This is a genomic window from Rhizobacter koreensis, assembly GCF_013366375.1.
Classification (GTDB): Bacteria; Pseudomonadota; Gammaproteobacteria; order Burkholderiales; family Burkholderiaceae_C; genus Schlegelella_A; species Schlegelella_A koreensis.
This window is the reverse complement of sequence record NZ_JABWMJ010000010.1, coordinates 13,444-32,366: the sequence shown is the minus strand read 5'-3', so window position 1 is coordinate 32,366 and position 18,923 is coordinate 13,444. Positions and strand designations below refer to the sequence as shown.

The window sequence follows — 18,923 nt, the reverse complement described above, 5'->3', positions numbered from 1 at the left end:
TGTCGGGCCACTGCGGGCGATCGAGTCCATCGATCAGTCGACGGTGTCGCGCTACAACGGCTTCGACTTGCTCCCGCGACATCAAGCGGACCGCTCGTGAGGTCGGTGGCGCTGAGTGCCGGCCGGGGAAGATCACGAACGCCTCGTCAGACACACAAACACGGAGTTCGTCCTCCACGGCCACCCGCTGCGCCGAGAGCTGGATGACATCCGACGTCTTCACCGCTGGGGCCGACCGCGTCTTCAGTTCGACCAGCACGACCAGACCGGTCGGCAGCCGATAAGCCCTGTCTACCCTCGCCACGATGGGCCAGCGGCTCTTCGACCTGAACTGCGCCTCCACGCAGATCAATTCGGCATCCCGCAGAGCGGCCGGTCGGTCCCTCCACTCTGCAACGCGTGCGTGGTGACGCCGAAACAGATGCCACACGACTGCCAAGGCGACAGCCAGGAGCAGCACCCACGGCCACATCGGCTCGAACCTCATGGTCGACGCCTTGCCGACCATCGCCGCCAGCCATGCGCCACGAAACCCAGGATCCACCTGGTCAACCCTAGCAGTGGCGGACAGTGCTGCAGAACTGTGCAAAGTCGGGGCCCGGCCGCATAGTAGGCCGCCACCAGGCGGCGCCCCCAAGGCCGCGGCCGCAGGACCGTGTCCCTGAAGTCGCGCAGCGCATCGGTCTGCCATGCGTACCCGAAGACCATCGTTGCGATGAAGCACCGCTCCCCTGATCGTCGAGCCGAACCGCCACCTGGCGCTGAGGCGCGCCGCCCCTGCACTTCGAAACGCGCATGGGCAGCGATACCCCTGCGGCGGGCCTCTTCCTGCGATGGGCTTCGACGCGGCCCGTGGGCGGATTCGAGAACCACCAGGCGTTCACACCGTCCCATCTTCGCCAGCTCGGACGCCCCAACAGCGCCGTCACCGCGCCGTGCCTTCCCGGTCTTCATTCCGTGATCGCCGGCTGGAACACGCCGTTCGTCACCGCAGCGGCCTGCTGCACGTCAGGCTCCTTCGGGACCTTGATCGTGTCGGGCGTCTTCAGGCTAGCCATCGCAAACACGCCGTGCTGCGCCAGCAGACCGTCGTAGGCCAGCAGTCGCAGACGGTTGACCCGCTTGCGCCCCTGCCGAAACTGGCTCAGTTCATCGAACAGGCGGGGGTTCTCCTCGCGCGAGAGCTCGAACACCAGCCGGATCGGTCGAAGGGCTCCGCGTTCCTGCGCGCTCATGCACCACCCCCTGGTGCACGATCCGAAGGCGCCGGCGTCGCGAGCGACGTCATCGCGTAGTTCTGCCCGGCCAGCTGGAAGCCCCTCACGTTCGCGTACAGGGGCTCCTTCACCTCGTGGATCCGGTGCTTGGGGAAGGCTGCCTTGACGGCCTTCTTGAAGAGGAACGCGCCGCCGCCGACGAGGATGATGTTCTGCAGGCTCTCGGGCGTCTCGATCCACTGGCGCATCGTCGACACGGCCTGCTGTGCCACGCTCTCGGCGATGGGCAGGTGTCGCTTCATGTCGTAGGGTTTCTGGAAGATGACCGGCGCCTTGCCGGTCCGCAGGGCGAGGTCGATGGCGTCGTAGTCGCGGTAGGGTGTCCCGATGTCCTTCGAGATCTCGGCCGCCATCAGCCGCAGCACATCGGACATTCCCCGGTTGATCGAGTGCGACTGCTTCTGGACCAGCCGCATGCCGCGGCAGACCAGCCAGTCGAAGGTCCTCGATCCCGGATCGATGACCAGGCTCTGCTCCGTGCCGATCGAGGCCATCTTCTCGTGCTCGGCCGCGTAGTGGACGAGCGCACCCTGCGGCTGCGCCACCGCCAATGCCTTGCGGACCGTGATGGTCCGTCCCGCCCCAATCTCGTGGCTGCCCGTCATCGCCTTCTCGAGTGCCGCCTTCTTCAGTGCCAGCAGCGCGACGGGCAGCCCGACGACGAGCAGGTCGATGTGCGGCACCTTCATCATCGACAGCGCCCCGCGCAGCAGCGCCATGTACTCCGGCGACTCGGTGTACTCGTCGTGCAGCTGCTTCGCGCGGAACGTGTCCGCGGCCAGGTGAATGTCAGGACCCACCTCATAAAACAGGGAGCCGACAGGGATGCAGACCGTCTTGCGCTTCTCCGCTGCAGGCACGGCCGACGTGTCGGCGCTCGACGGATAGGCGACCGAGGGGAAGCTGGCACATCGGATGTCGGCTCCCGAGATGCCGGTGACGAATTTCGTGTTGCCCGATCCGACATCCACGGCTCTGACGATGAATTCCATGCAGTTGCTCCTTGGCGCAGTTGACTGCCTTGAAAGGCTGATCAGCGTCGCCGCACCAGGCCGCGTTCTCCACGCTCAATGGCCTCGAATCGGCGCGTCTTTCGACTTCAGTGCCAATGCAGGATCAGCGGAACTGCATCGCAGCGACAGAAGGCGCCCCGCGGCTCGCCATGAGCCTGTTCGCAGGGCGCACTTCTGTCACCACGGTCTCACCTCGCGCGGGCCTTTCAACCCCTGTCCAGTTCGGCGCGCGCGGACAGGCTGCGGACGCGCCAGCCAGACCGACGGCCGCGCGAGGTACCTGAGGCGGCAGCCTTGCCTGTCAACCCCGCGCCGATGCTGGCGATCCGGGCCATTGCGACGCTAGATGGGCCCTGCCGCCGAATCTCCTGCCGTCAACTGCCTGCCCCAAGGGCCCGCCGATCAGGGGTCTTGCGGCAGGCGCTGCGCACGCGGCCTTGACCGCGGATGGCGTCGCGGTTTCCACTGTGGGCTCCCGAGGGCTCCTGGCCCGCTCCGTCCTCTCGAAGAAGACGAGCATTGCAGGCGTCGCAGTCGTTACCTGCCTCGTGCCTTCAACCGAAGTTCCCGTCCCGAACGGGTGGCGCGACCGGCCTCGACCTCCAGAAGGATCGACGCCGCGAGCGTGCCGAGTCATCTCACCAGCAGTGATCTGCCCGGTCCTTGCCTTCCGCATCCCCGCGATGACGGCAGGGCGCTCCTGAAGCGCACCGGCGCACCAGAACCCCGTGGCGGCACCTGATGCCGCGCACCGTTCCCGCCAGCCCATGAGCACGCGCGCATGACGCGCATCGCGCGGCGTGATGGCCTCCTTGAGGCTCCCCGCACGACCCTCGCTCATCAACTCGACACCGCCCTGGACTCTCGGTCAGGGGTGGACCCATGCGAGCGGCCGGCGCTGCACACCAGGCCTGATCCACCGAATGACCCAGGGCTCGACCCTGGCGTCGATGTCGCACCCAGCCCCGAGCGGGGTGGACATCACCCCTGTCGTCGCGTCGCAGAAATGCGCAGACGGCCTGGATCAACGTGTTCCATTTTTAAGTCTGACCGAGCTGTCCCAGGCCCCTCGACAAAGACCACGAGGAGCCCGGACAGCAAAGCCATGGGTGGGTGTGGCGCTGCAGAGATCGACCGCCGCACCGACGTTGCACACGATCTTCATCGCCGTGGGCTTGCCAGGAATCGGCCCCGGGGATGTCCAGATGGATTCCTCCAACTCCGGTCCCCCGGACCGTTCATCCACCGGCGTGCTGTTCGGGCAGTCCGCCACCTCACAGAAAGCCCACCATGTCCCGTATCCGCCGTGAAGAACCCTCGCGCCGCCGCCGGCAGGCACCGCTCTCCCTCAACGATCGCCGGAACGACCCGCGCAAGGGCTCCACCCTGCCCTCCTCATCCACCCGCCCTTCCAGGAACTCCTCGATGACCTCGGCCAGCCCAGGCCGACTGCATGGCCAGGACTCGCCACGCCGCCAGAACTGGGCCGGCAAGTCGCCCCAGCAGGTGCTGGACATGTACCCGCCGGGCAGGACGCCCGTGAACCGGGTGGTGGACGTGCTGATCGAGCTGTTCAACCCGCTGCACACCGCGCTGGAGAAGACCGTGTCGCACAAGACGCGCTACGAGCGCGCGCACTTCCTGCGGCGCTTCTTCCGCGAGCTGCACACGGACGCCGGCTTCAAGCTGGCGCCCGATCCGCGCAACCTGGGCCAGCGGCATGTCCAGTCGATGGTGAAGGTCTGGCAGCGCCGCAAGCTCTCGCCGGGGACGATCCAGACCTACCTGAGCTTTCTGCGTGGCCTGGCGATGTGGCTCAACAAGCCTGGCTTCATCCGCAGGCCCGAGCACTACGGCCTGACGCCTGACGAGTACGAGCGCCACGAGAACGCCCAGCGCGACAAGAGCTGGAGCGGCAACGGCATCGACGTGGAGGCCTTGCTGGCCCAGGTCTCTGCCTACGATGCCCGCATCGGCGCGTCGATGCGCCTGATGGTGAAGGTCGGCCTGCGGCGCAAGGAGTCGGTGATGTGCCGCCCCTACGCTCACGTCCACCCCTTCGAGGAGACGGGTCTGCCCGACGAACAACGGGAGGCGGATCGGTATCTGTGGACAAAGGGCAAGGGAGGCCGTGCGCGCTGGCTGCCGCTGGCCACCGAGGAGCAGCAGTCGGCCATCGCGCATGCCCGCAGCGTGGTCAGCGGCCATGACGCACACATGGGAGCGCCGGATCGGGACCTGAAGTCCAACCTCCGTCGCCTGGACTATGCGCTGCGCAAGTTCGGCCTCACAAAGCGCGAGAGCGGCACCACCGGGCACGGGGCGCGGCACGACCACCTTCAAGGCCAGTACCAGGACACGACGGGCACGGCCGCGCCGGTGCGTGGCGGTGGGCCTGTCGATCAGGACCTCGACCGCCAGGCGCGGCTGCGTGTGGCCCGTATCGCGGGCCATGCCCGCGTGCGCTCGGCCGGCGCCTATTTAGGTTCGTCCGCGGTTATGCGCAGCCAGGCCCTCAAGCCGAGCGAACCACCTATGACGTAGACGACGCAGATCTACGCCCGGGCGAACCTGGAGATGAAGCGGCGCGCATTGGAGAGGGTGGCCGGCGAGTCTCCTTCGGCGGCGTTGCCCTCCTGGCAGCAGAGTAAGTGGCTGCTGGACTGGCTTCGCTCGCTGTAGCCGCGCTGAGTAGCTTGTCAGTCGGCGGCCAGGGCATGGAGGATCGGGCAACTGCCCGTGGCCGCCCCCGTATCGCATTGGCGCAGCAGCGCCAACAAGGCCTTGCGCATCGCCTTCAGGTCGGCGAGCTTCTCTTCGATGACCTGCAATTTGTGCCCGGCCAACTCACGCGTTTCGGCACAGGCGCAGGCCTCGTCGAGCTCCAGCATGCTGGCGACTTCCTCCAGCGTGAAGCCCAGCACCTGCGCGCGCTTGATGAACCGTACACGCTTGATCGCCGCCGGGCCATAGCGGCGATGTCCGCTCGCCGGTTTGTCCGGTTCAGCCATCAAGCCGCGGCGCTGGTAGTACCGGATCGTCTCGACGTTCACGCCGGCCTCGTCGGCCAATCGCCCTATCGTCAGCTCGCTTGTCATCTGGATCCCTTGACTCCGTACCATGGTACGGACTCTAGACTTTCTGCGATCGAACAAGTTCACCTGGTGTATGGCCACGTTCAAAGCAAGAGGTTCACTGCTCGCCGGCGCGTTGGCTGCCGTCGGCGCGTCGGTGTGTTGCGTCGGTCCGCTCGTGCTACTGACGCTGGGCATCGGCGGCGCCTGGATCTCCAACTTGACCGCGCTGGAGCCTTTGAGGCCCTGGTTCATCGCTGCGACACTGCTGTTTCTGGGTCTGGCGTTCCGGCGTCTTTACCTTCAGCCACAAGTCTGCGAGCCCGGCGCGGCGTGCGCCGAGCCGATCGTCCTCAAGCGTCAGCGGCTGATCTTCTGGCTTGTCGCGCTGGGGCTGCTCGCGTTGTTGTCGGTGCCCTGGTTGGCGCCATTCTTTCTTTGAAGGACCTACCCATGCGCAACTTGATTGCCGCTGCGCTCGTCGCGCTGATGCCCTTGGCTTCGCTGGCTGCGCCGCCGCATACCGCCGTGCTCGACGTGCAGAACATGACCTGCGGGCTGTGCCCCGTCACGGTAAAGAAGTCGCTGGAGAAGGTGGCCGGTGTGAGCCAGGCTCAGGTCGACTTCGCAAAGAAGACAGCAACCGTCACGTTTGACGCCGATAAGACAAACGCAACGGCACTGGCGAAGGCCACGACGGATGCAGGCTTCCCCTCGACGGTGAGGAAGTGATGACGGCCGCACCAGAACTGCAATCGGTGCTGACATGCCCGGAGTGCGGTCACATCAAGCCTGAGGTCATGCCGACCGACGCGTGCCAGTTCTTCTACGAGTGCGAGCGCTGCAAGACGGTGCTGCGGCCCAAGGCGGGCGACTGTTGCGTGTTCTGTTCGTACGGCTCGGTCAAGTGCCCGCCGGTGCAGATGCAGCGCGGGTGCCCGAGCTGTAGCGCCTGAAGGCCAAGAGCCGCGCGGCAGTACTTCACTCGCGGCGGCGCACCTGCGCGTTCGACATCAGCCGGCCAACGTTTCGCTGAGCCGACTCACTGCGTTCGGACTGCTCCGACAGCCGGGGCGCCTCGCGCGCCGATCAGCAGAGTTATGTTGAGTCAGGCGCGACCTCTCTCACGTCGGACGTGCGCGCAGCGGGCTTTCTGCGCATAACGGCGGACTGACCTAAATACGCAATATGTGTAGCTGCACATATCGCGTACATCGGTGCGATCCGGCGCTCGCCCGCAGGGAGCCGCGACCCGGCCCAGGGCGAGACCGGCAAGCCCGGGCCGCGGAGCATCGGGGACGACGGTGACACGTCTGTCCCAGTCGCATGAGCCGGCCGGGACCGGGCCGGCCCTGCGTTCAGGCGCAGGCGGGCGCCTCGGTCCGTGCTGGATCGTTGGCGTCGCCCTCCTCGCCACCCGTCGCCGGGGCATCGGCGTGCGGCTGCGCGCGCAGGCAGTCGGGCAACCAGCCACGCCCGGCGAGCAATTGTTCGGCCTGCGCCACCGCGGCATCCTTCTTCAGCGCCGCGAGCGGACCTGCCGCCTTGGCGCCGGCCACGGTGTGCACCACCTCGACCACCCTCGCCTTGGACACGTGCTGAAGGTAGGCCTTCCCCGTCGCCGACCACCATCGCGTCATGTCCAGGCCGAGAGCGAGAGCCAGACCATCATTGACCGGTCGGCCGGCGTCGGTGCCGGTGATGCCGTTCACGGTGGACGCGACCAGGAAGGTCAGCAGCCGCTGCACCGTCTGCGGCGGCTGCCGCAGCATCCAATCGAACACCGCGTCGGGTTCCTTGGGCAGGTGCTCGATCCAGGCGATGCGGTCGGCTTCGATGCGCTGGGCCGCCGGGCTCGCCTCGATGTCCTCGGCCGCGCCCCGCAGCTCGTGCTGGTTGCCGGTCGCGCTGATCGCCAGCAGGTTCGGCAGTCGGTAGGCGCCATGGAGCGGGTCGGCCAGCAGCTTCAGTGTCAGGTGGGTCGTCAGTGCCGCCAGCGCAACCTCGGGTCGGTCCAGCAGCTCGGCCTGGATCGCGGCGACGCGGTGGGCCGTGAGGCGGCGCATGAGCTTCTCGGAGTGCACGGGCCGTGTCGTGGCGCCGGCTGCCGATGGAAGCGACTGCAGGGCCGGGAGCCCCGAGCCGCGCGCAGGATCCGCGTCGTCTTCCGAGCCGCCTCCACCGGCCGACTTCTGTTCGGCAGCCTTGGTGATGGCCTGCGCCAGATCGGCCCGATCCTCGGGACGGATGAGCCCTGCCTTGATCGCGGCACGGCCGTCCGCGCCCACATGCAGCACGCACCCGGCCAGCGCCATCCAGGCCGCGGGCCATTCGGTCAGCGCTTCAAGCCTGGCCTTGCGCTCTTCCTCCAGCCCCTCGGCCTCGGACTCCAGGGCGAGGAAGGCACGGTCGCGCGACGCGTCGTCCTCGTCGGCGGCGTCGTTCGCCTCGCTGGCGCCGCTGACGCCCTCGCCGGCATCGCCATCGCCGTCGCGGTCCACCAGCGCTTCCATCTGCTCATGCAGGGCAGCGATGCGCGTGTCCAGCGCCTTCAGCGTCTCGGCTTCCTCGGGCGTCGGAGCGCGGCGGGGCTTGCGCAGTTCGCCGTGCTTGACGTACTCGTCGTAGGCGAAGCGCGGACGGATGTCGACCCACTTCCAGCCTTCAGACAGCAGTTGCTTCGCGCGCTTGCCCAGCTTGTCGGCGGCGAGGCGCTCCAGCAGGGCCGGGGCCAGCAGGTAGGCCTTGCGGTCGTCGTCGCTGAACAGGTCGCGGCGCAGTGGTCCGCCGGCCTTCTCGTAGGCTTTGACGGTGACGAAGCGGGCCAGCGGGTCGGCGTCCGATTCGATCTCGCCCCGGGTCAGCAACTGCCGCAGATGCTCCGGGCGCTGGTTCCAGCTCGGCAGACCAGCCCAGGCCTGCTCCTGGCGCTGGTGATCGTCGACCGAGGCCAGCACCATGAGGCAGTCCAGGCCGATGCCGCCTTCGCGGTACAGGGCCATCAGCCGGGGCGAGACGGTGGCGAGCTTCATGCGTCGCTTGACGACGAGCGGCGTCACGCCGAAGGCTGCGGCCACGTCGTCGACGGATTTGCCCTGCGCGAGCAGCCTGGCGAAGGCGGCGAACTCGTCGGCCGGGTGCATCGGCACGTGGAAGCAGTTCTCGGCAAGGCTCGCGATGAGCGCCTTGTCGGCCGGCACGACGAGCACCGGCACGGGGTAGTTGTCGGCGATGTCGCCCTGCTGCACGAGCAGCGTGAGCGCGGCGAGCCGCCGTCCGCCTGCGCAGACCTCGTAGCGCCCGCGCGCCGCCTGGACCACGACGAGGTTCTGCAGCACGCCGCTGTCCTTGATCGACGCGGCCAGTTCCGGCAGCGACATCACGGGCGCCGTGGCGCTGCGGGCCTGGTGGTCCTCGGACAGCACCAGCTTGTTGAAGGGAACGAAGGTGCGTGGGGACGCCTCGATGATGGCGTCGACCTCGGCTTTGGAGAATTTCATGAGGGACTCCTGATCGGTTGCATGGCAGGCCGGCGGCCCACCATGCAGTCAGGATCCCATCGAGCCCGTGCACTTCAAGGGTGGCGAGGCGCGCTCGCCGATGGTCCGGTCAGGGCGCCAGACCGGGCGCTGGCTCGCCTACGACTGCTCGCCCGACTTCAGGGCTGCCAACCGCTCCACCACCTCGCGCTTGCCGACCCCGCGCAAGGCAGCGATGGCCGCGAGGTTCTTCCCTCTGGGGCGTGCCTTGCCCTGCTCCCAGGCATAAACGCTCTGTCCGGATGCGCCGACGAGCAACCCGAAATCCGCAGCCGACAAGCCCAGGCGCTTGCGATTGCTGGCCATGCCGGAGGCGCGGAACCGGAATTTGTCGGCCCCGTCCCCTTCCTCGGCCCGAGGTGGCGATGGCGGCCGAGCGGGGGCGGCGCGCGCGGACTGCCGCACGGACCGCTCCAATTCGCTGACCCTGCGCTTCAACGCGGCGCTTTCCGCGCGCGCTGCCGCGAGCGCCTTTCTGATCGAATCGACCTCGCCGCGCGATTCCTTGCGAGCCAGACGAACGATCTCGGCCTTGAGCAGGGATGCAATGTTCGGCATTGGCCGATTGTGCCAAGGGCCCGAGGAAGGTCGGGGATCAGCGCTGTGCGGGTGGAAGCCGTCAGGAGCCGTGTCGCACTTCAAGGAGCGACCGCTTTCCGGCGTTCAAATCAGCGGCGTCGCTGAACCGCACCGGGAATCGAGGAGGCCTGTTGGCTTGAGTCAGACCGCTGTGGTCTGACGGTTCTTGGGTTCAGGCTTTCTCTCTATCAGCCCCCCGCAGGGGCCGCCGGAGGCCCTCCGGTTGGGCCATGTATTCGTGGTTCAACCTTCCTGCGGCGCTGCCGTCGAAGCAGGTTCTGTTGCGGCCAGTGCCTGCTGCCGACGCCAGTAGTTTGCCTCGGCTTCGGCCGGCGGGATGTAGCCGATGGGTTCGAGCAAGCGATGGTGGTTGAACCACGACACCCACTCCAGCGTCGCCAGTTCGACCGCCTCTCGTGTCTTCCACGGCCCGCGCCGGTGGATGATCTCGGCCTTGTACAGCCCGTTGATGGTCTCGGCCAGCGCGTTGTCGTAGCTGTCGCCGGTGCTGCCTACGGACGGTTCGATGCCCGCCTCGGCCAGCCGTTCGCTGTAGCGGATGGACACGTACTGCGAGCCGCGGTCACTGTGGTGCACCAGGTCGCCTTCGCGCTCGGCCCGCCGCGCGTACAGCGCCTGTTCCAGCGCGTCGAGCACGAAGTCGGTCTGCATGGAACTGCTGACCCGCCAGCCCACGATGCGCCGTGCGAAGACGTCGACCACGAAGGCGACGTACACGAAGCCCTGCCAGGTCGAGACGTAGGTGAAGTCCGCCACCCACAGCTGGTTCGGCCGCCGCGCCTTGAATTGCCGGTTCACACGGTCCAGCGGGCAGGCGGCCTTGGCATCGCGCACCGTCGTGCGCACGCCCTTGCCGCGCCTGGCTCCTTGCAGGCCCAGCCTGCGCATCAGCCGCTCCACGGTGCAGCGTGCCACCGCCACGCCTTCGCGCAGCAACTGCCGCCACACCTTGTCGGCGCCGTAGACGCGCAGGTTCGCGTCGTACACGCGTTGCACCTGCGGCATCAGGGCCACGTCGCGCTGCGCCCGCGCGGGCAGCAACGCAGGTTGGCGCTGACGTGCCACGTGACGCCGGTACGCCGACGGGGCGACCTGCAGTGCGTGGCAGATCGACTCGACCCCCAGGCGAGCGCGATGCTCGTCGATGAAGGCGTTCACTTCTTGTGGTGGCGGTCGAGCTCCGCCTGGGCCAAATTCGCGCTTGCCAGCTTCAGGATCTCGTTGGTCTTGCGCAGCTCACGGACCTCGCGTTCGAGCTCCTTGATGCGCTGCTGCTCGGCCGTCGTGGCGCCCGGCCGCACGCCGCTGTCGCGCTCGCCTTGGCGCACCCACTTGCGCAGCGTCTCGGCCGTGCAGCCGATTTTGCCGGCGATCGACTCGATCGCTGCCCACTGCGACGGGTACTGGTCCTTGGCGTCGAACACCATGCGCACCGAGCGCTCGATCACCTCGGGTGAAAACTTCGGGGACTTCCGCATCTTGGCTCCATTCTCAATCGAAGGAGCCTCCTCGAAAGACGGGGCGGTTCATCGCTGTCCCTGAACGACCCGGAAGAGACATAGGCCGTCCCGATCTCACCGCCCTGAAGCTGCCGGTCGGGCAACCTCCCAGTCACCCGTAAGAGGCCCCGAGACCAAGGGAACACGCCGGCTGGCCGTACTCAAGGACATTGAGGCACGGAGCGCGGCTTGAGACCGTGCGGCTCACCCACCGGGAGCCCATCGTGCGAGCCACGGCGCAGCAGCCCCAGCGGGCTCCCGATGGCACCCTGGTCGCGATCCATGCTCACTCGATCCACTTTCGATCTCCACTTTCGCGGCGCAGACGACGACCGCGAGCACGACGTTATCGACCGGCGCATGCATCCGGGCCGGCGCGACGCAACAGGAAGTACGCGACTGGCGATGGCGGGCGCGGCGGTTGCGTCGGGTACCAGCCGATCGTTTGCGTGAAGGACGGCATGCAAGTCCGCAAGGTTCAGACATGGTTCGCGCGGGGCGGGTGGAGCGGAACGGATACGCCAGTTGCTCGGCATAACTGTGGGGGACCCGGATCACCCTCAATGCCGACCGGACCAAGCGCCGCGTCGGGCCGATAGAAGGTTCGGAAGCAGTGGTCCCAGACCAGCCAGAACTCGCCAAAGTTGACCTGGGCGGCCTTGAAGCGCTCCCGATGGTGCCAGCGGTGGACTTCGGCGACACCGACGAGGTAGCTGCGCGGCCCCAAGCGGTAGTCCAAGTTGGCATGCTGGAACGCGAGGTGCATAGCGAGGATTGCCAACCACCCGCCCAGAACTTCGGCAGGGGTGCCGAGCAGGCCCAGCACCAGCAGCCCCGGGCCGGCCATCAGCGCCGCGTGGATTGGGTGCCGACGCTCACCGTTCAGCCAATAGAGCCGGCGCGGTGAGTGGTGGATGCTGTGCAGCCGCCACAGCACACCGTAGCGGTGGCTTAGGCGGTGCATGACGTACAGAGACAGGTCCAGCGGCAGGCCGGCCAGGAACACCTGTGCCAGATACGGCCACTCGGTCGGCCACCGAACGCCTTCCCGCTCCACCGAGGCCCGGAGCAGGACAAAGCCCATCACCGCACCGTGCATGACTGCAAGGTTGACGATGGCGTGAGCAACGTCGGCCGGAAAGTCGCGGTCCCGCACTTGCCACTGCAATTCGAAGGGGAACCAGCGCTCGAGCAACGCCACGGCCGCTAGGCCGCAAACGACCAGCGCTATCAGCCATGCAATCGGGTTGCCCATGGACGGCGCCCAAGCCACTCCGACGATGACCGACGCCATCAGGGCGGGATACGCCACGTACCGGACCGCTAAACCAAGCCATCGCAACCCCCGTTCGTTGCCGGGAGTGTTGCCAGGGGGCCCGGTGCGGGCGCTTGAACAAACCTGCTACGGAGGGGCAGCTTGACTCTGTACTTGCTGCAGGGTTTCCAATGGGGGTCGTTGAAGGTGTCCTGCTGTGCGCGGGATCGCAAAGGAGACGAGTGAGCTGCGACGATGAGCACGACCTCGACGCCAGCCGGGCGGCCGACCGCCGCATCCTGTGGTGGGTGCTGCTGATCAATGTCGGCCAATGCGTGGCCGGCGTGGGCGTCGGGTTGTGGGCGGCCTCCACGGCGGTGATCGGCGCCGCGCTCGACAACCTCGCCGACGCGTCGGTCTATGGCGTCAGCCTGTACGCGGTCGGCCGCGCGGCATCGATCAAGGTGCGGGCCGCGCGCTTGTCTGGATGGCTGTTGATCGGGCTGGCGGCGATGCTGGCAGTAGAAGTGCTGCGCCGCTTCTTCGGCGGCGAAGCGCCGATAGGCCCCGCGATGATGGCGATGGCCGCCGTCAACGCCGCGCTGAACATCGTCTGTTTGCGCCTGCTCAAGCGTCACCGCGGGGAGGACGTCAACTTCAAGGCGTCCGCCATCTTTACGAGCAACGATTCGATCGTGAACCTGGCGATCGTGCTGTCGGGCGCGCTCGTGATCTGGTGGGGATCGAACCTGCCGGACGTCGTGCTCGGCCTGGTGGTGGCCGCCATCGCCGCCAACGGCGGCCGGGAGATCCTGGCCGAGGCTCGCGAGGCCGCGGAGAGAGCGGACGCCAAAAAAGCGTGACGATCGTCAGACGATGCCGGATGGGCACTTGACTCTGTAGTCACTACAGGCGGTTAAATCGAACTCCGAAGCGAGTGAAAGTCGAGCGATGCAGACCGAACAAGTTCAAGACACAGGTGCGCCACTGCGCTCCGATCAAAGCCATCCCGTGCCCTCGCCAAGCTTGCGGACCACGGCCTTCCGCGTTGCCAACATGGACTGTCGCAACGAGGAAGCAGCGATCCGGGCCCGGTTGTCCCAGCTTCCCCAGGTCGGGGCACTCTCGTTCGACCTGCCTGCCCGCAGGCTCGTTGTCGAGCATGAGCTGCCCGATCCCCGGCCCCTGCTTCAGGCCTTGACCGAGATCGGCATGTCCACTTCGTTGGAAGCCGAAGGCACGGTCGCCGGGGGCGACGCATGCGGCTCCGCTTGTTCTGCGGCCTGCGGCGGCAGCGTCGTGAGCTTGCCTTCGACGCATGTCTTCACGGTGCCGGACATGGACTGCCGCAACGAGGAAGCGGCGATCCGAGCCCGGCTGGAGCCACTGGACGGGGTCAACTTGCTGGAGTTCGACCTGCGAGCGCACCGGCTGTCGGTGGTGCACACCTTGCCCTCCGCCGAGCCGATCCTGCAGCAGTTGCGGGCGCTAGGCATGTGCGCGCACCTGGGCAACACCACGGAGGTGGCACCACCCTCGAGCCCCGACGCGGACGCCGCTTGCGGCCCCTGCGGCAAGCCCGAACCGTCGCTGGTGTCGGTGCCTGCGGCAAGCGGCAACACCACGCAGTTCCTGATCACAAACATGGACTGCCCGACCGAGGAGGCGCTGATCCGCAAGCACCTGGGCAAGCTCGACGCGATCGACCGGCTCGACTTCGACCTGATGAACCGCCGGCTGGCCGTGCAGCACCGCCTGGGCGATCCCGCACCCGTGCTCGATGCGCTGCGCGAGATCGGCATGCAGGCCACCGTCGAACGCGAGGCCGGGGCCAGCCCGCAGGGACAGGCCACCTATCTGATCGAGAAGATGGACTGCCCTACCGAGGAGGCGCTGCTGCGCAAGGCCCTCGAAGGCCTGCCTGGCGTGGCAGCGCTGCAGTTCGACCTGATGAGCCGCACGCTGACCGTCAGCCACTCGCTCGACGACGCGTCGCCCATCACGGCGGCCATCGAGCGCCTGGGCATGGCGCCGGTCCTGCGCGACAGCAGCCGGCCCGCGCCGGCGGTGACAAGCGAGTTCGGCAGCGGCATCTCGAAGAGCCAATGGCTGCGCATGGCCGCCGCCGGCGTGCTGGCGATCGGTGCCGAAGTAATGGCGTTCTCCGGCATGGGTGAATCGTCGCTGCCGGTGGTGGGCGCATCGCTCGCGGCCATCGCCCTGGGCGGGATCGAGACGCTGAAGAAGGGCTGGATCGCGCTGCGCACCCGGTCGCTCAACATGAACCTGCTGATGACGGTGGCCGTCATCGGCGCCGCGCTGATAGGCCAATGGCCGGAAGCCGCGGTCGTGATCTGGCTGTTTGGCATCGCCGAGATGATCGAGGCGCTGAGCCTGGACCGCGCCCGCAACGCGATCCGCAAGCTGATGGACCTGGCTCCCGAAACGGCGCTCGTGAAGCAGCCCGACGGCCGCTGGGAAGAGGTCAAGGCCGAGACCGTGCCGCTCAGCGCACTGGTCCGCGTGCGCCCCGGCGAGCGCATCGCGCTCGACGGCGTGGTCGTCTCGGGCGCCTCGGCGGTCAACCAGGCGCCCATCACCGGCGAGAGCATGCCGGTGGAGAAGAACCCCGGCGACACCGTCTTTGCCGGCACGATCAACGAGCGCGGCACGCTCGAGTTCGAAGTGCGCTCGCGCAAGGGCGAAACCACGCTCGACCGCATCGCCCGCTCGGTGCAAGACGCGCAGGGCCAGCGCGCGCCGACACAGCGCTTCGTCGACCGCTTCGCGAGCGTCTACACACCGGTGGTCTTTGCGCTCGCGATCGCCATCGCCGTGATCCCGCCGCTGTTTTTCGGCGGCGGCTGGTTCGACTGGGTCTACAAGGCGCTGGTGATGCTGGTGATCGCGTGCCCCTGCGCGCTGGTCATCTCGACGCCGGTCACCGTGGTCAGTGGCCTGGCGGCGGCGGCAAGGCGCGGCATCCTCGTCAAGGGCGGCCTGTACCTGGAACAGGGTCGCATGCTGCGCTCCGTGGCGCTGGACAAGACCGGCACCTTGACGCACGGCCGGCCGTCACTGACCGAGACGGTGCCGGTGGCCTCGATGCCGCGCGAAGAAGTGTTGCGCGTCGCGGCGAGCCTCGACGCCTTGTCCGAGCACCCGGTTGCCACCGCGATCGTCAATGGGTATGGGGACCGGCCGCACGCCACCGTGCAGCGCTTCGAGGCCTTGGCCGGTCGCGGCGTCAAAGGAGACATCGACGGCCAGACCTACTACATCGGCAACCAGCGGCTGGCCACCGAGCTGGGAGTCGCGACCGAGCCGGTGCGCACGCTGCTGGAGCAGTTCGAAGCCCAGGCCAAGACCGCCGTGGTCCTTGCCACGGCCCAGCAAGCGCTGGCCGTACTGGCGGTGGCTGACACCGTGCGCAACAGCAGCAAGCAGGCGGTCGCCGAGTTGAAGCGGCTCGGCGTGGAGCCGGTGATGCTCACCGGCGACAACAGCAAGACGGCCCAGGCCGTGGCGGCGCAGGTCGGCATCACCGATGCACGCGGCGAGCTGCTGCCGCACGACAAGCTGGAGGCCATCGAGAAGCTGGCGGCCCAGGGCCCCGTGGGCATGGTCGGCGACGGCGTCAACGACGCGCCTGCGCTGGCGAAGTCGAGCATCGGGTTCGCCATGGGCGCCGCCGGCACCGACACCGCGATCGAGACCGCGGACGTGGCGCTGATGCAGGACGACCTGCGCAAGCTGCCCGAGTTCATCGCGCTGTCCCGCAGGGTCGGCGGCATCCTGAAGGCCAACATCACGTTCGCGATCGGCACCAAGGCGGTCTTCATGGTGCTCGCCTTCACCGGCCATGCCAGCCTGTGGCTGGCAATACTCGCGGACATGGGCGCGAGTCTGCTCGTCGTCTTCAACGGACTGCGCCTGTTGGGCCGTTCGGCACCCACCGATGGCCGTGCTGCCGGCTGAGCGCGGCGTGCGCCTGGGCTTCGCGCTGGCAGGCCTGGTGCTGGCCGCCGACGTGGCGACGAAGGCCGCGATCGTCGCGTGGGTCGAGTACGGCGCGGTCCACGAGTGGCTGCCGATTCTCAACATCGTGCACGTGCTCAACCGCGGCGCGGCCTTCAGCTTCCTGCACGATGCGGGCGGCTGGCAGCGCTACTTCTTCATCGTGATCGCAATAGCGGCGTCGGTCTTCCTGATCTGGATGATCCGGCGGCCCGGTACGTCGATCATGGAGCGCACGAGCTTCGGACTGATCCTCGGGGGCGCCTTGGCGAACATGGTCGACCGGCTCGTGCGCGGCGCCGTGGTGGACTGGATCGACTTCCATTGGGGCCCGCACCATTGGCCGGCGTTCAACATGGCGGACGTCAGCATCAGCATCGGCGCGGTGCTGCTCGTGGTCCACGAGGTATTCGGCAGGAAGCGGCTGCGCGAAGCGAATGGATGAACTCGGCGCATCCGGCCGGCCGTTGTTGGTCATGGGCCGAGGTTGGGCCGTCTACGCCGGTCCAGTGGAGCCCGGCCGGCTGCACCGGCACCAGGCGACGCAGCTGGCATGGTGTTCGCACGGCACCTTGCAACTGGAAGGCGCGTGGGGCGTGATGGACACTCCGGGGCACTTTCTGCCCGCCCCCGTACCGCATCGGCTCGTGGCCGCCCAGCCCTTGCGCATGGTGTTCCTCGATCCGACCGTGCTGGGGCACGAGCCTGCGCGGAACCTCCCCGCGGGCGCGGCGGCGCTGACCGCCCTGCAGGTCGACGTTCTGGAAGACGAGCTTGACCGCTGGTTGCGAGGCGAGGACTTGGCCGGCGTGCACCACCCGCCGGACTCTCGCACCGACAACGATCCGCGCTGGGAGGCCGTCCTCGCTTGGCTCGAGCAGGCGCTCGAAACGTCGGTGCGCGTCGAGGACGCAGCCGAAGCGGTGGGCCTGTCGTCCTCGCGCTTCATGCACTGGTTCGCCGAAGCCTCCGGCCTCACGTTTCGCGCCTACATACGTTGGCTGCGCCTGCAACGTGCCGTGCGCACCCTCTCCGATGGGTCAACACTCACCGAAGCAGCGCACTTGGCCGGCTTCGCCGACAGCGCCCATCTGACACGCACCTTCGTCGCCACGTTTGGCGTGCGCCCGGCGCCATTGCGCGGGGCACGCATCGTTTGCGCGGACCACGTCACGCCGCCGCTCACGCCGCACGGGCTGGCACTTGTCGAAACGTCCTGAGCATCGCTCGAACTGAACATGGACTTGATGCTGCTGGCCAAGGCGATCGCGCTGGGCATCGTGGAAGGTCTGACCGAGTTCCTTCCTATCTCTTCGACCGGTCATCTGATCCTCGCGTCGTCGTTGCTGCGCTTTGATCACCATGCCGCGCAGGTGTTCGAGATCACGATCCAGGCCGGCGCGATGCTCGCCGTGGTCTGGCACTACCGGGCGCCGTTGGCGGCCACCGCTTTCGGCCTGACTTCCGATCCTGCGCGTCGGCGGTTGGCGCTGAATCTGTTGGTCGCCTTCGTTCCGGCGGCCGTCCTGGGCCTGCTGTTCGGTTCGTTCATCAAGGGCCACCTGTTCAACCCGACCACGGTCGCCATCGCGTTTGTGCTTGGCGGAGTGGTCATCCTGCTGGTGGAGCGTTCGCAGCGAAGGCGTCCTCGCGGCACCTCGCGACGCGCGGACATCGGCACCGTGGACGATCTAACTCCGAGAGACGCATTGCGCATCGGTCTCGTGCAATGCGCGGCACTGATCCCGGGCACCAGCCGATCCGGGGCGACGATCATCGGTTCGATGCTGCTCGGGCTGCCGAGACAGGTGGCCACCGAGTTCAGCTTCTACCTCGGCATCCCTACCCTCTTCGCGGCGGCTGCCTACTCGACGTGGCAGCACCGCCACGCGCTGCGCCTCGACGACGTCCCGCTGTTCGCCACGGGGACCATGGTGGCATTCGTCAGTGCGCTCACGTGCATCCGCTGGCTCATCCGTTATGTCTCAACGCACGACTTCAGCCCGTTCGGCTGGTACAGGATCGCCTTCGGTGCACTGATCTTGTTGAGCTCGGCCGCGGGCTGGATGTCTTGGCCGGGGTCGTGATTAACTCTTTCACCGCACAGGGGGCCGAACGTCAGTGACTCGCACGCTTGCAATTGCACTTGGCTTTTGGGCGCTGATGGCTTCCTCCGGCGCCGAGGCGCAGGCAGTCGGAAGCAGCGCGCCTGCATTCGAGCTTCCCACCGCCGACAAGCCGGTTCGTCTGGCCGATCTGAAGGGTCAAGTCGTGTACGTCGACTTCTGGGCCTCGTGGTGCGTTCCGTGCAAATTGTCGTTTCCGTTCATGAACGACATGCACGCCAAGTACGGGCCGCTGGGCTTGACGATCGTCGCCATCTCGGTCGACCGCAAACGCGAGGATGCAGACAGGTTCCTACGCGCAACGCCCGCCAGGTTCGTCATCGCATACGACGCGGAAATGAAGGTCGGGACCTGTACCAGCCGAAGGGCATGCCGACCTCCTACCTGATCGGCACGGACGGCAAGGTGCGCGCCGTTCACGTCGGCTTCCGCTTGGACGATCGAGAGAAGATCGAGAAGGAGATTCGGGCGGCTCTCGGTGTCGCTCGCAAGTAAGTGGAAGCGGCGACGACCTTGCACGGCG

Annotated in this window: 20 protein-coding genes, 1 pseudogene and 1 other annotated feature; of the genes and pseudogenes, 12 read left to right on the top strand and 9 right to left on the bottom strand. The window is 67.4% G+C overall.

Features of this window, described 5'->3' with window-relative positions; genetic code table 11:
- Window positions 1-483: 483 nt before the first annotated feature.
- From HQN59_RS27095 to HQN59_RS19325, 3 genes are read right to left on the bottom strand one after another with little or no spacing between them, the layout of a single operon-like run.
- Window positions 484-894, bottom strand: coding sequence for a CFI-box-CTERM domain-containing protein (locus tag HQN59_RS27095; protein WP_425342753.1), 411 nt, complete (start codon window positions 892-894; stop codon window positions 484-486).
- Window positions 895-950: 56 nt separating this feature from the next.
- Window positions 951-1,235, bottom strand: coding sequence for a hypothetical protein (locus tag HQN59_RS19330; RefSeq protein ID WP_173806257.1), 285 nt, complete (start codon window positions 1,233-1,235; stop codon window positions 951-953).
- Window positions 1,232-2,269 carry a PRTRC system protein D gene (locus HQN59_RS19325; protein ID WP_176070769.1) on the bottom strand — a complete coding sequence of 346 codons (1,038 nt, stop codon included), beginning with the start codon at window positions 2,267-2,269 and terminating at the stop codon, window positions 1,232-1,234. The genes HQN59_RS19330 and HQN59_RS19325 overlap by 4 nt, the downstream gene beginning before the upstream one ends.
- A 1,311-nt stretch (window positions 2,270-3,580) precedes the next feature.
- Between HQN59_RS19325 and HQN59_RS19320 the strand changes: the two genes are divergently transcribed.
- Window positions 3,581-4,834, top strand: a complete 1,254-nt coding sequence (locus tag HQN59_RS19320; protein ID WP_246295038.1) for a phage integrase N-terminal domain-containing protein — start codon at window positions 3,581-3,583, stop codon at window positions 4,832-4,834.
- Between the two features lie 155 nt (window positions 4,835-4,989).
- Here HQN59_RS19320 and merR read toward each other — a convergent pair whose 3' ends face one another.
- Window positions 4,990-5,388 carry a mercury resistance transcriptional regulator MerR gene (merR, locus tag HQN59_RS19315; RefSeq protein WP_176070768.1) on the bottom strand — a complete coding sequence of 133 codons (399 nt, stop codon included), beginning with the start codon at window positions 5,386-5,388 and terminating at the stop codon, window positions 4,990-4,992.
- A 70-nt stretch (window positions 5,389-5,458) separates the two neighbouring features.
- Here merR and HQN59_RS27175 point away from each other — a divergent pair, with 70 nt between their 5' ends.
- From HQN59_RS27175 to HQN59_RS19300, 3 genes are read left to right on the top strand one after another with little or no spacing between them, the layout of a single operon-like run.
- Window positions 5,459-5,806 (top strand): mercuric transporter MerT family protein, encoded by a 348-nt coding sequence (locus tag HQN59_RS27175; RefSeq protein ID WP_176070767.1) that lies wholly within the window; start codon window positions 5,459-5,461, stop codon window positions 5,804-5,806.
- A gap of 11 nt (window positions 5,807-5,817) precedes the next feature.
- The gene (gene merP, locus HQN59_RS27170) at window positions 5,818-6,096 is read left to right on the top strand and encodes a mercury resistance system periplasmic binding protein MerP (protein ID WP_176070766.1); all 279 of its coding nucleotides are present in this window, start codon (window positions 5,818-5,820) and stop codon (window positions 6,094-6,096) included.
- Window positions 6,096-6,320 carry a GDCCVxC domain-containing (seleno)protein gene (locus tag HQN59_RS19300; RefSeq protein ID WP_176070765.1) on the top strand — a complete coding sequence of 75 codons (225 nt, stop codon included), beginning with the start codon at window positions 6,096-6,098 and terminating at the stop codon, window positions 6,318-6,320. Before merP ends, HQN59_RS19300 begins: the two co-directional genes overlap by 1 nt.
- 402 nt (window positions 6,321-6,722) lie before the next feature.
- Here the strand turns inward: HQN59_RS19300 and HQN59_RS19295 are convergent, their stop codons facing one another.
- The 4 genes from HQN59_RS19295 to HQN59_RS19280 form a co-directional block, all read right to left on the bottom strand.
- Entirely contained in the window at window positions 6,723-8,864 is a 2,142-nt protein-coding gene (locus tag HQN59_RS19295; RefSeq protein ID WP_176070764.1) for a ParB/RepB/Spo0J family partition protein, read from the bottom strand.
- A gap of 138 nt (window positions 8,865-9,002) precedes the next feature.
- Window positions 9,003-9,461: a helix-turn-helix domain-containing protein gene (locus HQN59_RS19290; RefSeq protein WP_176070763.1), complete on the bottom strand. Its 459-nt coding sequence runs from the start codon at window positions 9,459-9,461 to the stop codon at window positions 9,003-9,005.
- A 264-nt stretch (window positions 9,462-9,725) separates the two neighbouring features.
- A protein-coding gene (locus HQN59_RS19285; RefSeq protein ID WP_176070762.1) for an IS3 family transposase occupies window positions 9,726-10,981 on the bottom strand; the annotation gives its coding sequence in 2 pieces (ribosomal slippage) (window positions 9,726-10,699 and window positions 10,699-10,981; 1,257 coding nt in all).
- Window positions 10,587-10,703, bottom strand: a sequence feature (AL1L pseudoknot). It overlaps the preceding gene by 117 nt.
- A 499-nt stretch (window positions 10,982-11,480) precedes the next feature.
- On the bottom strand, window positions 11,481-12,296 hold the full coding sequence (locus tag HQN59_RS19280) for a sterol desaturase family protein (RefSeq protein ID WP_176070761.1): 816 nt from the start codon (window positions 12,294-12,296) through the stop codon (window positions 11,481-11,483).
- Window positions 12,297-12,499: 203 nt separating this feature from the next.
- Here HQN59_RS19280 and HQN59_RS19275 point away from each other — a divergent pair, with 203 nt between their 5' ends.
- Window positions 12,500-13,120 (top strand): cation efflux transmembrane domain-containing protein, encoded by a 621-nt coding sequence (locus HQN59_RS19275; RefSeq protein ID WP_342451257.1) that lies wholly within the window; start codon window positions 12,500-12,502, stop codon window positions 13,118-13,120.
- A gap of 88 nt (window positions 13,121-13,208) precedes the next feature.
- Window positions 13,209-13,409: pseudogene (locus HQN59_RS27085) on the top strand (heavy-metal-associated domain-containing protein); the annotation flags it as partial.
- Between the two features lie 38 nt (window positions 13,410-13,447).
- On the opposite strand, the gene HQN59_RS27080 reads toward HQN59_RS27085, so the two are convergent.
- On the bottom strand, window positions 13,448-13,597 hold the full coding sequence (locus HQN59_RS27080; RefSeq protein WP_425342755.1) for a hypothetical protein: 150 nt from the start codon (window positions 13,595-13,597) through the stop codon (window positions 13,448-13,450).
- Between HQN59_RS27080 and HQN59_RS19270 the strand changes: the two genes are divergently transcribed.
- From HQN59_RS19270 to HQN59_RS26580, 6 genes are read left to right on the top strand one after another with little or no spacing between them, the layout of a single operon-like run.
- A complete protein-coding gene (locus HQN59_RS19270) occupies window positions 13,596-16,235 on the top strand; it encodes a heavy metal translocating P-type ATPase (protein ID WP_425342752.1) in 2,640 nt (879 codons plus the stop codon). The genes HQN59_RS27080 and HQN59_RS19270 overlap by 2 nt on opposite strands.
- The gene (gene lspA, locus HQN59_RS19265) at window positions 16,216-16,719 is read left to right on the top strand and encodes a signal peptidase II (protein ID WP_104302796.1); all 504 of its coding nucleotides are present in this window, start codon (window positions 16,216-16,218) and stop codon (window positions 16,717-16,719) included. Before HQN59_RS19270 ends, lspA begins: the two co-directional genes overlap by 20 nt.
- The gene (locus HQN59_RS19260) at window positions 16,712-17,494 is read left to right on the top strand and encodes a helix-turn-helix transcriptional regulator (protein ID WP_104302797.1); all 783 of its coding nucleotides are present in this window, start codon (window positions 16,712-16,714) and stop codon (window positions 17,492-17,494) included. Before lspA ends, HQN59_RS19260 begins: the two co-directional genes overlap by 8 nt.
- A gap of 18 nt (window positions 17,495-17,512) precedes the next feature.
- Complete coding sequence (locus HQN59_RS19255; protein WP_176070758.1) at window positions 17,513-18,361, top strand: undecaprenyl-diphosphate phosphatase; 849 nt, start codon at window positions 17,513-17,515, stop codon at window positions 18,359-18,361.
- Between the two features lie 34 nt (window positions 18,362-18,395).
- Window positions 18,396-18,788: a TlpA family protein disulfide reductase gene (locus HQN59_RS19250; protein WP_342451256.1), complete on the top strand. Its 393-nt coding sequence runs from the start codon at window positions 18,396-18,398 to the stop codon at window positions 18,786-18,788.
- The gene (locus HQN59_RS26580) at window positions 18,770-18,895 is read left to right on the top strand and encodes a hypothetical protein (RefSeq protein WP_259371316.1); all 126 of its coding nucleotides are present in this window, start codon (window positions 18,770-18,772) and stop codon (window positions 18,893-18,895) included. The genes HQN59_RS19250 and HQN59_RS26580 overlap by 19 nt, the downstream gene beginning before the upstream one ends.
- The last annotated feature ends 28 nt before the right edge of the window (window positions 18,896-18,923 follow it).

Excerpts from the sequence above, each read along its gene's own strand:
- HQN59_RS27095 (WP_425342753.1), bottom strand. The coding sequence starts at position 894 with ATGGGACGGTGTGAACGCCTGGTGGTTCTCGAATCCGCCCACGGGCCG.
- HQN59_RS19330 (WP_173806257.1), bottom strand. The coding sequence starts at position 1,235 with ATGAGCGCGCAGGAACGCGGAGCCCTTCGACCGATCCGGCTGGTGTTC.
- HQN59_RS19325 (WP_176070769.1), bottom strand. The coding sequence starts at position 2,269 with ATGGAATTCATCGTCAGAGCCGTGGATGTCGGATCGGGCAACACGAAA.
- HQN59_RS19320 (WP_246295038.1), top strand. The coding sequence starts at position 3,581 with ATGTCCCGTATCCGCCGTGAAGAACCCTCGCGCCGCCGCCGGCAGGCA.
- merR (WP_176070768.1), bottom strand. The coding sequence starts at position 5,388 with ATGACAAGCGAGCTGACGATAGGGCGATTGGCCGACGAGGCCGGCGTG.
- HQN59_RS27175 (WP_176070767.1), top strand. The coding sequence starts at position 5,459 with ATGGCCACGTTCAAAGCAAGAGGTTCACTGCTCGCCGGCGCGTTGGCT.
- merP (WP_176070766.1), top strand. The coding sequence starts at position 5,818 with ATGCGCAACTTGATTGCCGCTGCGCTCGTCGCGCTGATGCCCTTGGCT.
- HQN59_RS19300 (WP_176070765.1), top strand. The coding sequence starts at position 6,096 with ATGACGGCCGCACCAGAACTGCAATCGGTGCTGACATGCCCGGAGTGC.
- HQN59_RS19295 (WP_176070764.1), bottom strand. The coding sequence starts at position 8,864 with ATGAAATTCTCCAAAGCCGAGGTCGACGCCATCATCGAGGCGTCCCCA.
- HQN59_RS19290 (WP_176070763.1), bottom strand. The coding sequence starts at position 9,461 with ATGCCGAACATTGCATCCCTGCTCAAGGCCGAGATCGTTCGTCTGGCT.
- HQN59_RS19280 (WP_176070761.1), bottom strand. The coding sequence starts at position 12,296 with ATGGCGTCGGTCATCGTCGGAGTGGCTTGGGCGCCGTCCATGGGCAAC.
- HQN59_RS19270 (WP_425342752.1), top strand. The coding sequence starts at position 13,596 with ATGGACTGCCGCAACGAGGAAGCGGCGATCCGAGCCCGGCTGGAGCCA.
- HQN59_RS27080 (WP_425342755.1), bottom strand. The coding sequence starts at position 13,597 with ATGTCCGGCACCGTGAAGACATGCGTCGAAGGCAAGCTCACGACGCTG.
- lspA (WP_104302796.1), top strand. The coding sequence starts at position 16,216 with ATGGCCGTGCTGCCGGCTGAGCGCGGCGTGCGCCTGGGCTTCGCGCTG.
- HQN59_RS19260 (WP_104302797.1), top strand. The coding sequence starts at position 16,712 with ATGGATGAACTCGGCGCATCCGGCCGGCCGTTGTTGGTCATGGGCCGA.
- HQN59_RS19255 (WP_176070758.1), top strand. The coding sequence starts at position 17,513 with ATGGACTTGATGCTGCTGGCCAAGGCGATCGCGCTGGGCATCGTGGAA.
- HQN59_RS26580 (WP_259371316.1), top strand. The coding sequence starts at position 18,770 with ATGCCGACCTCCTACCTGATCGGCACGGACGGCAAGGTGCGCGCCGTT.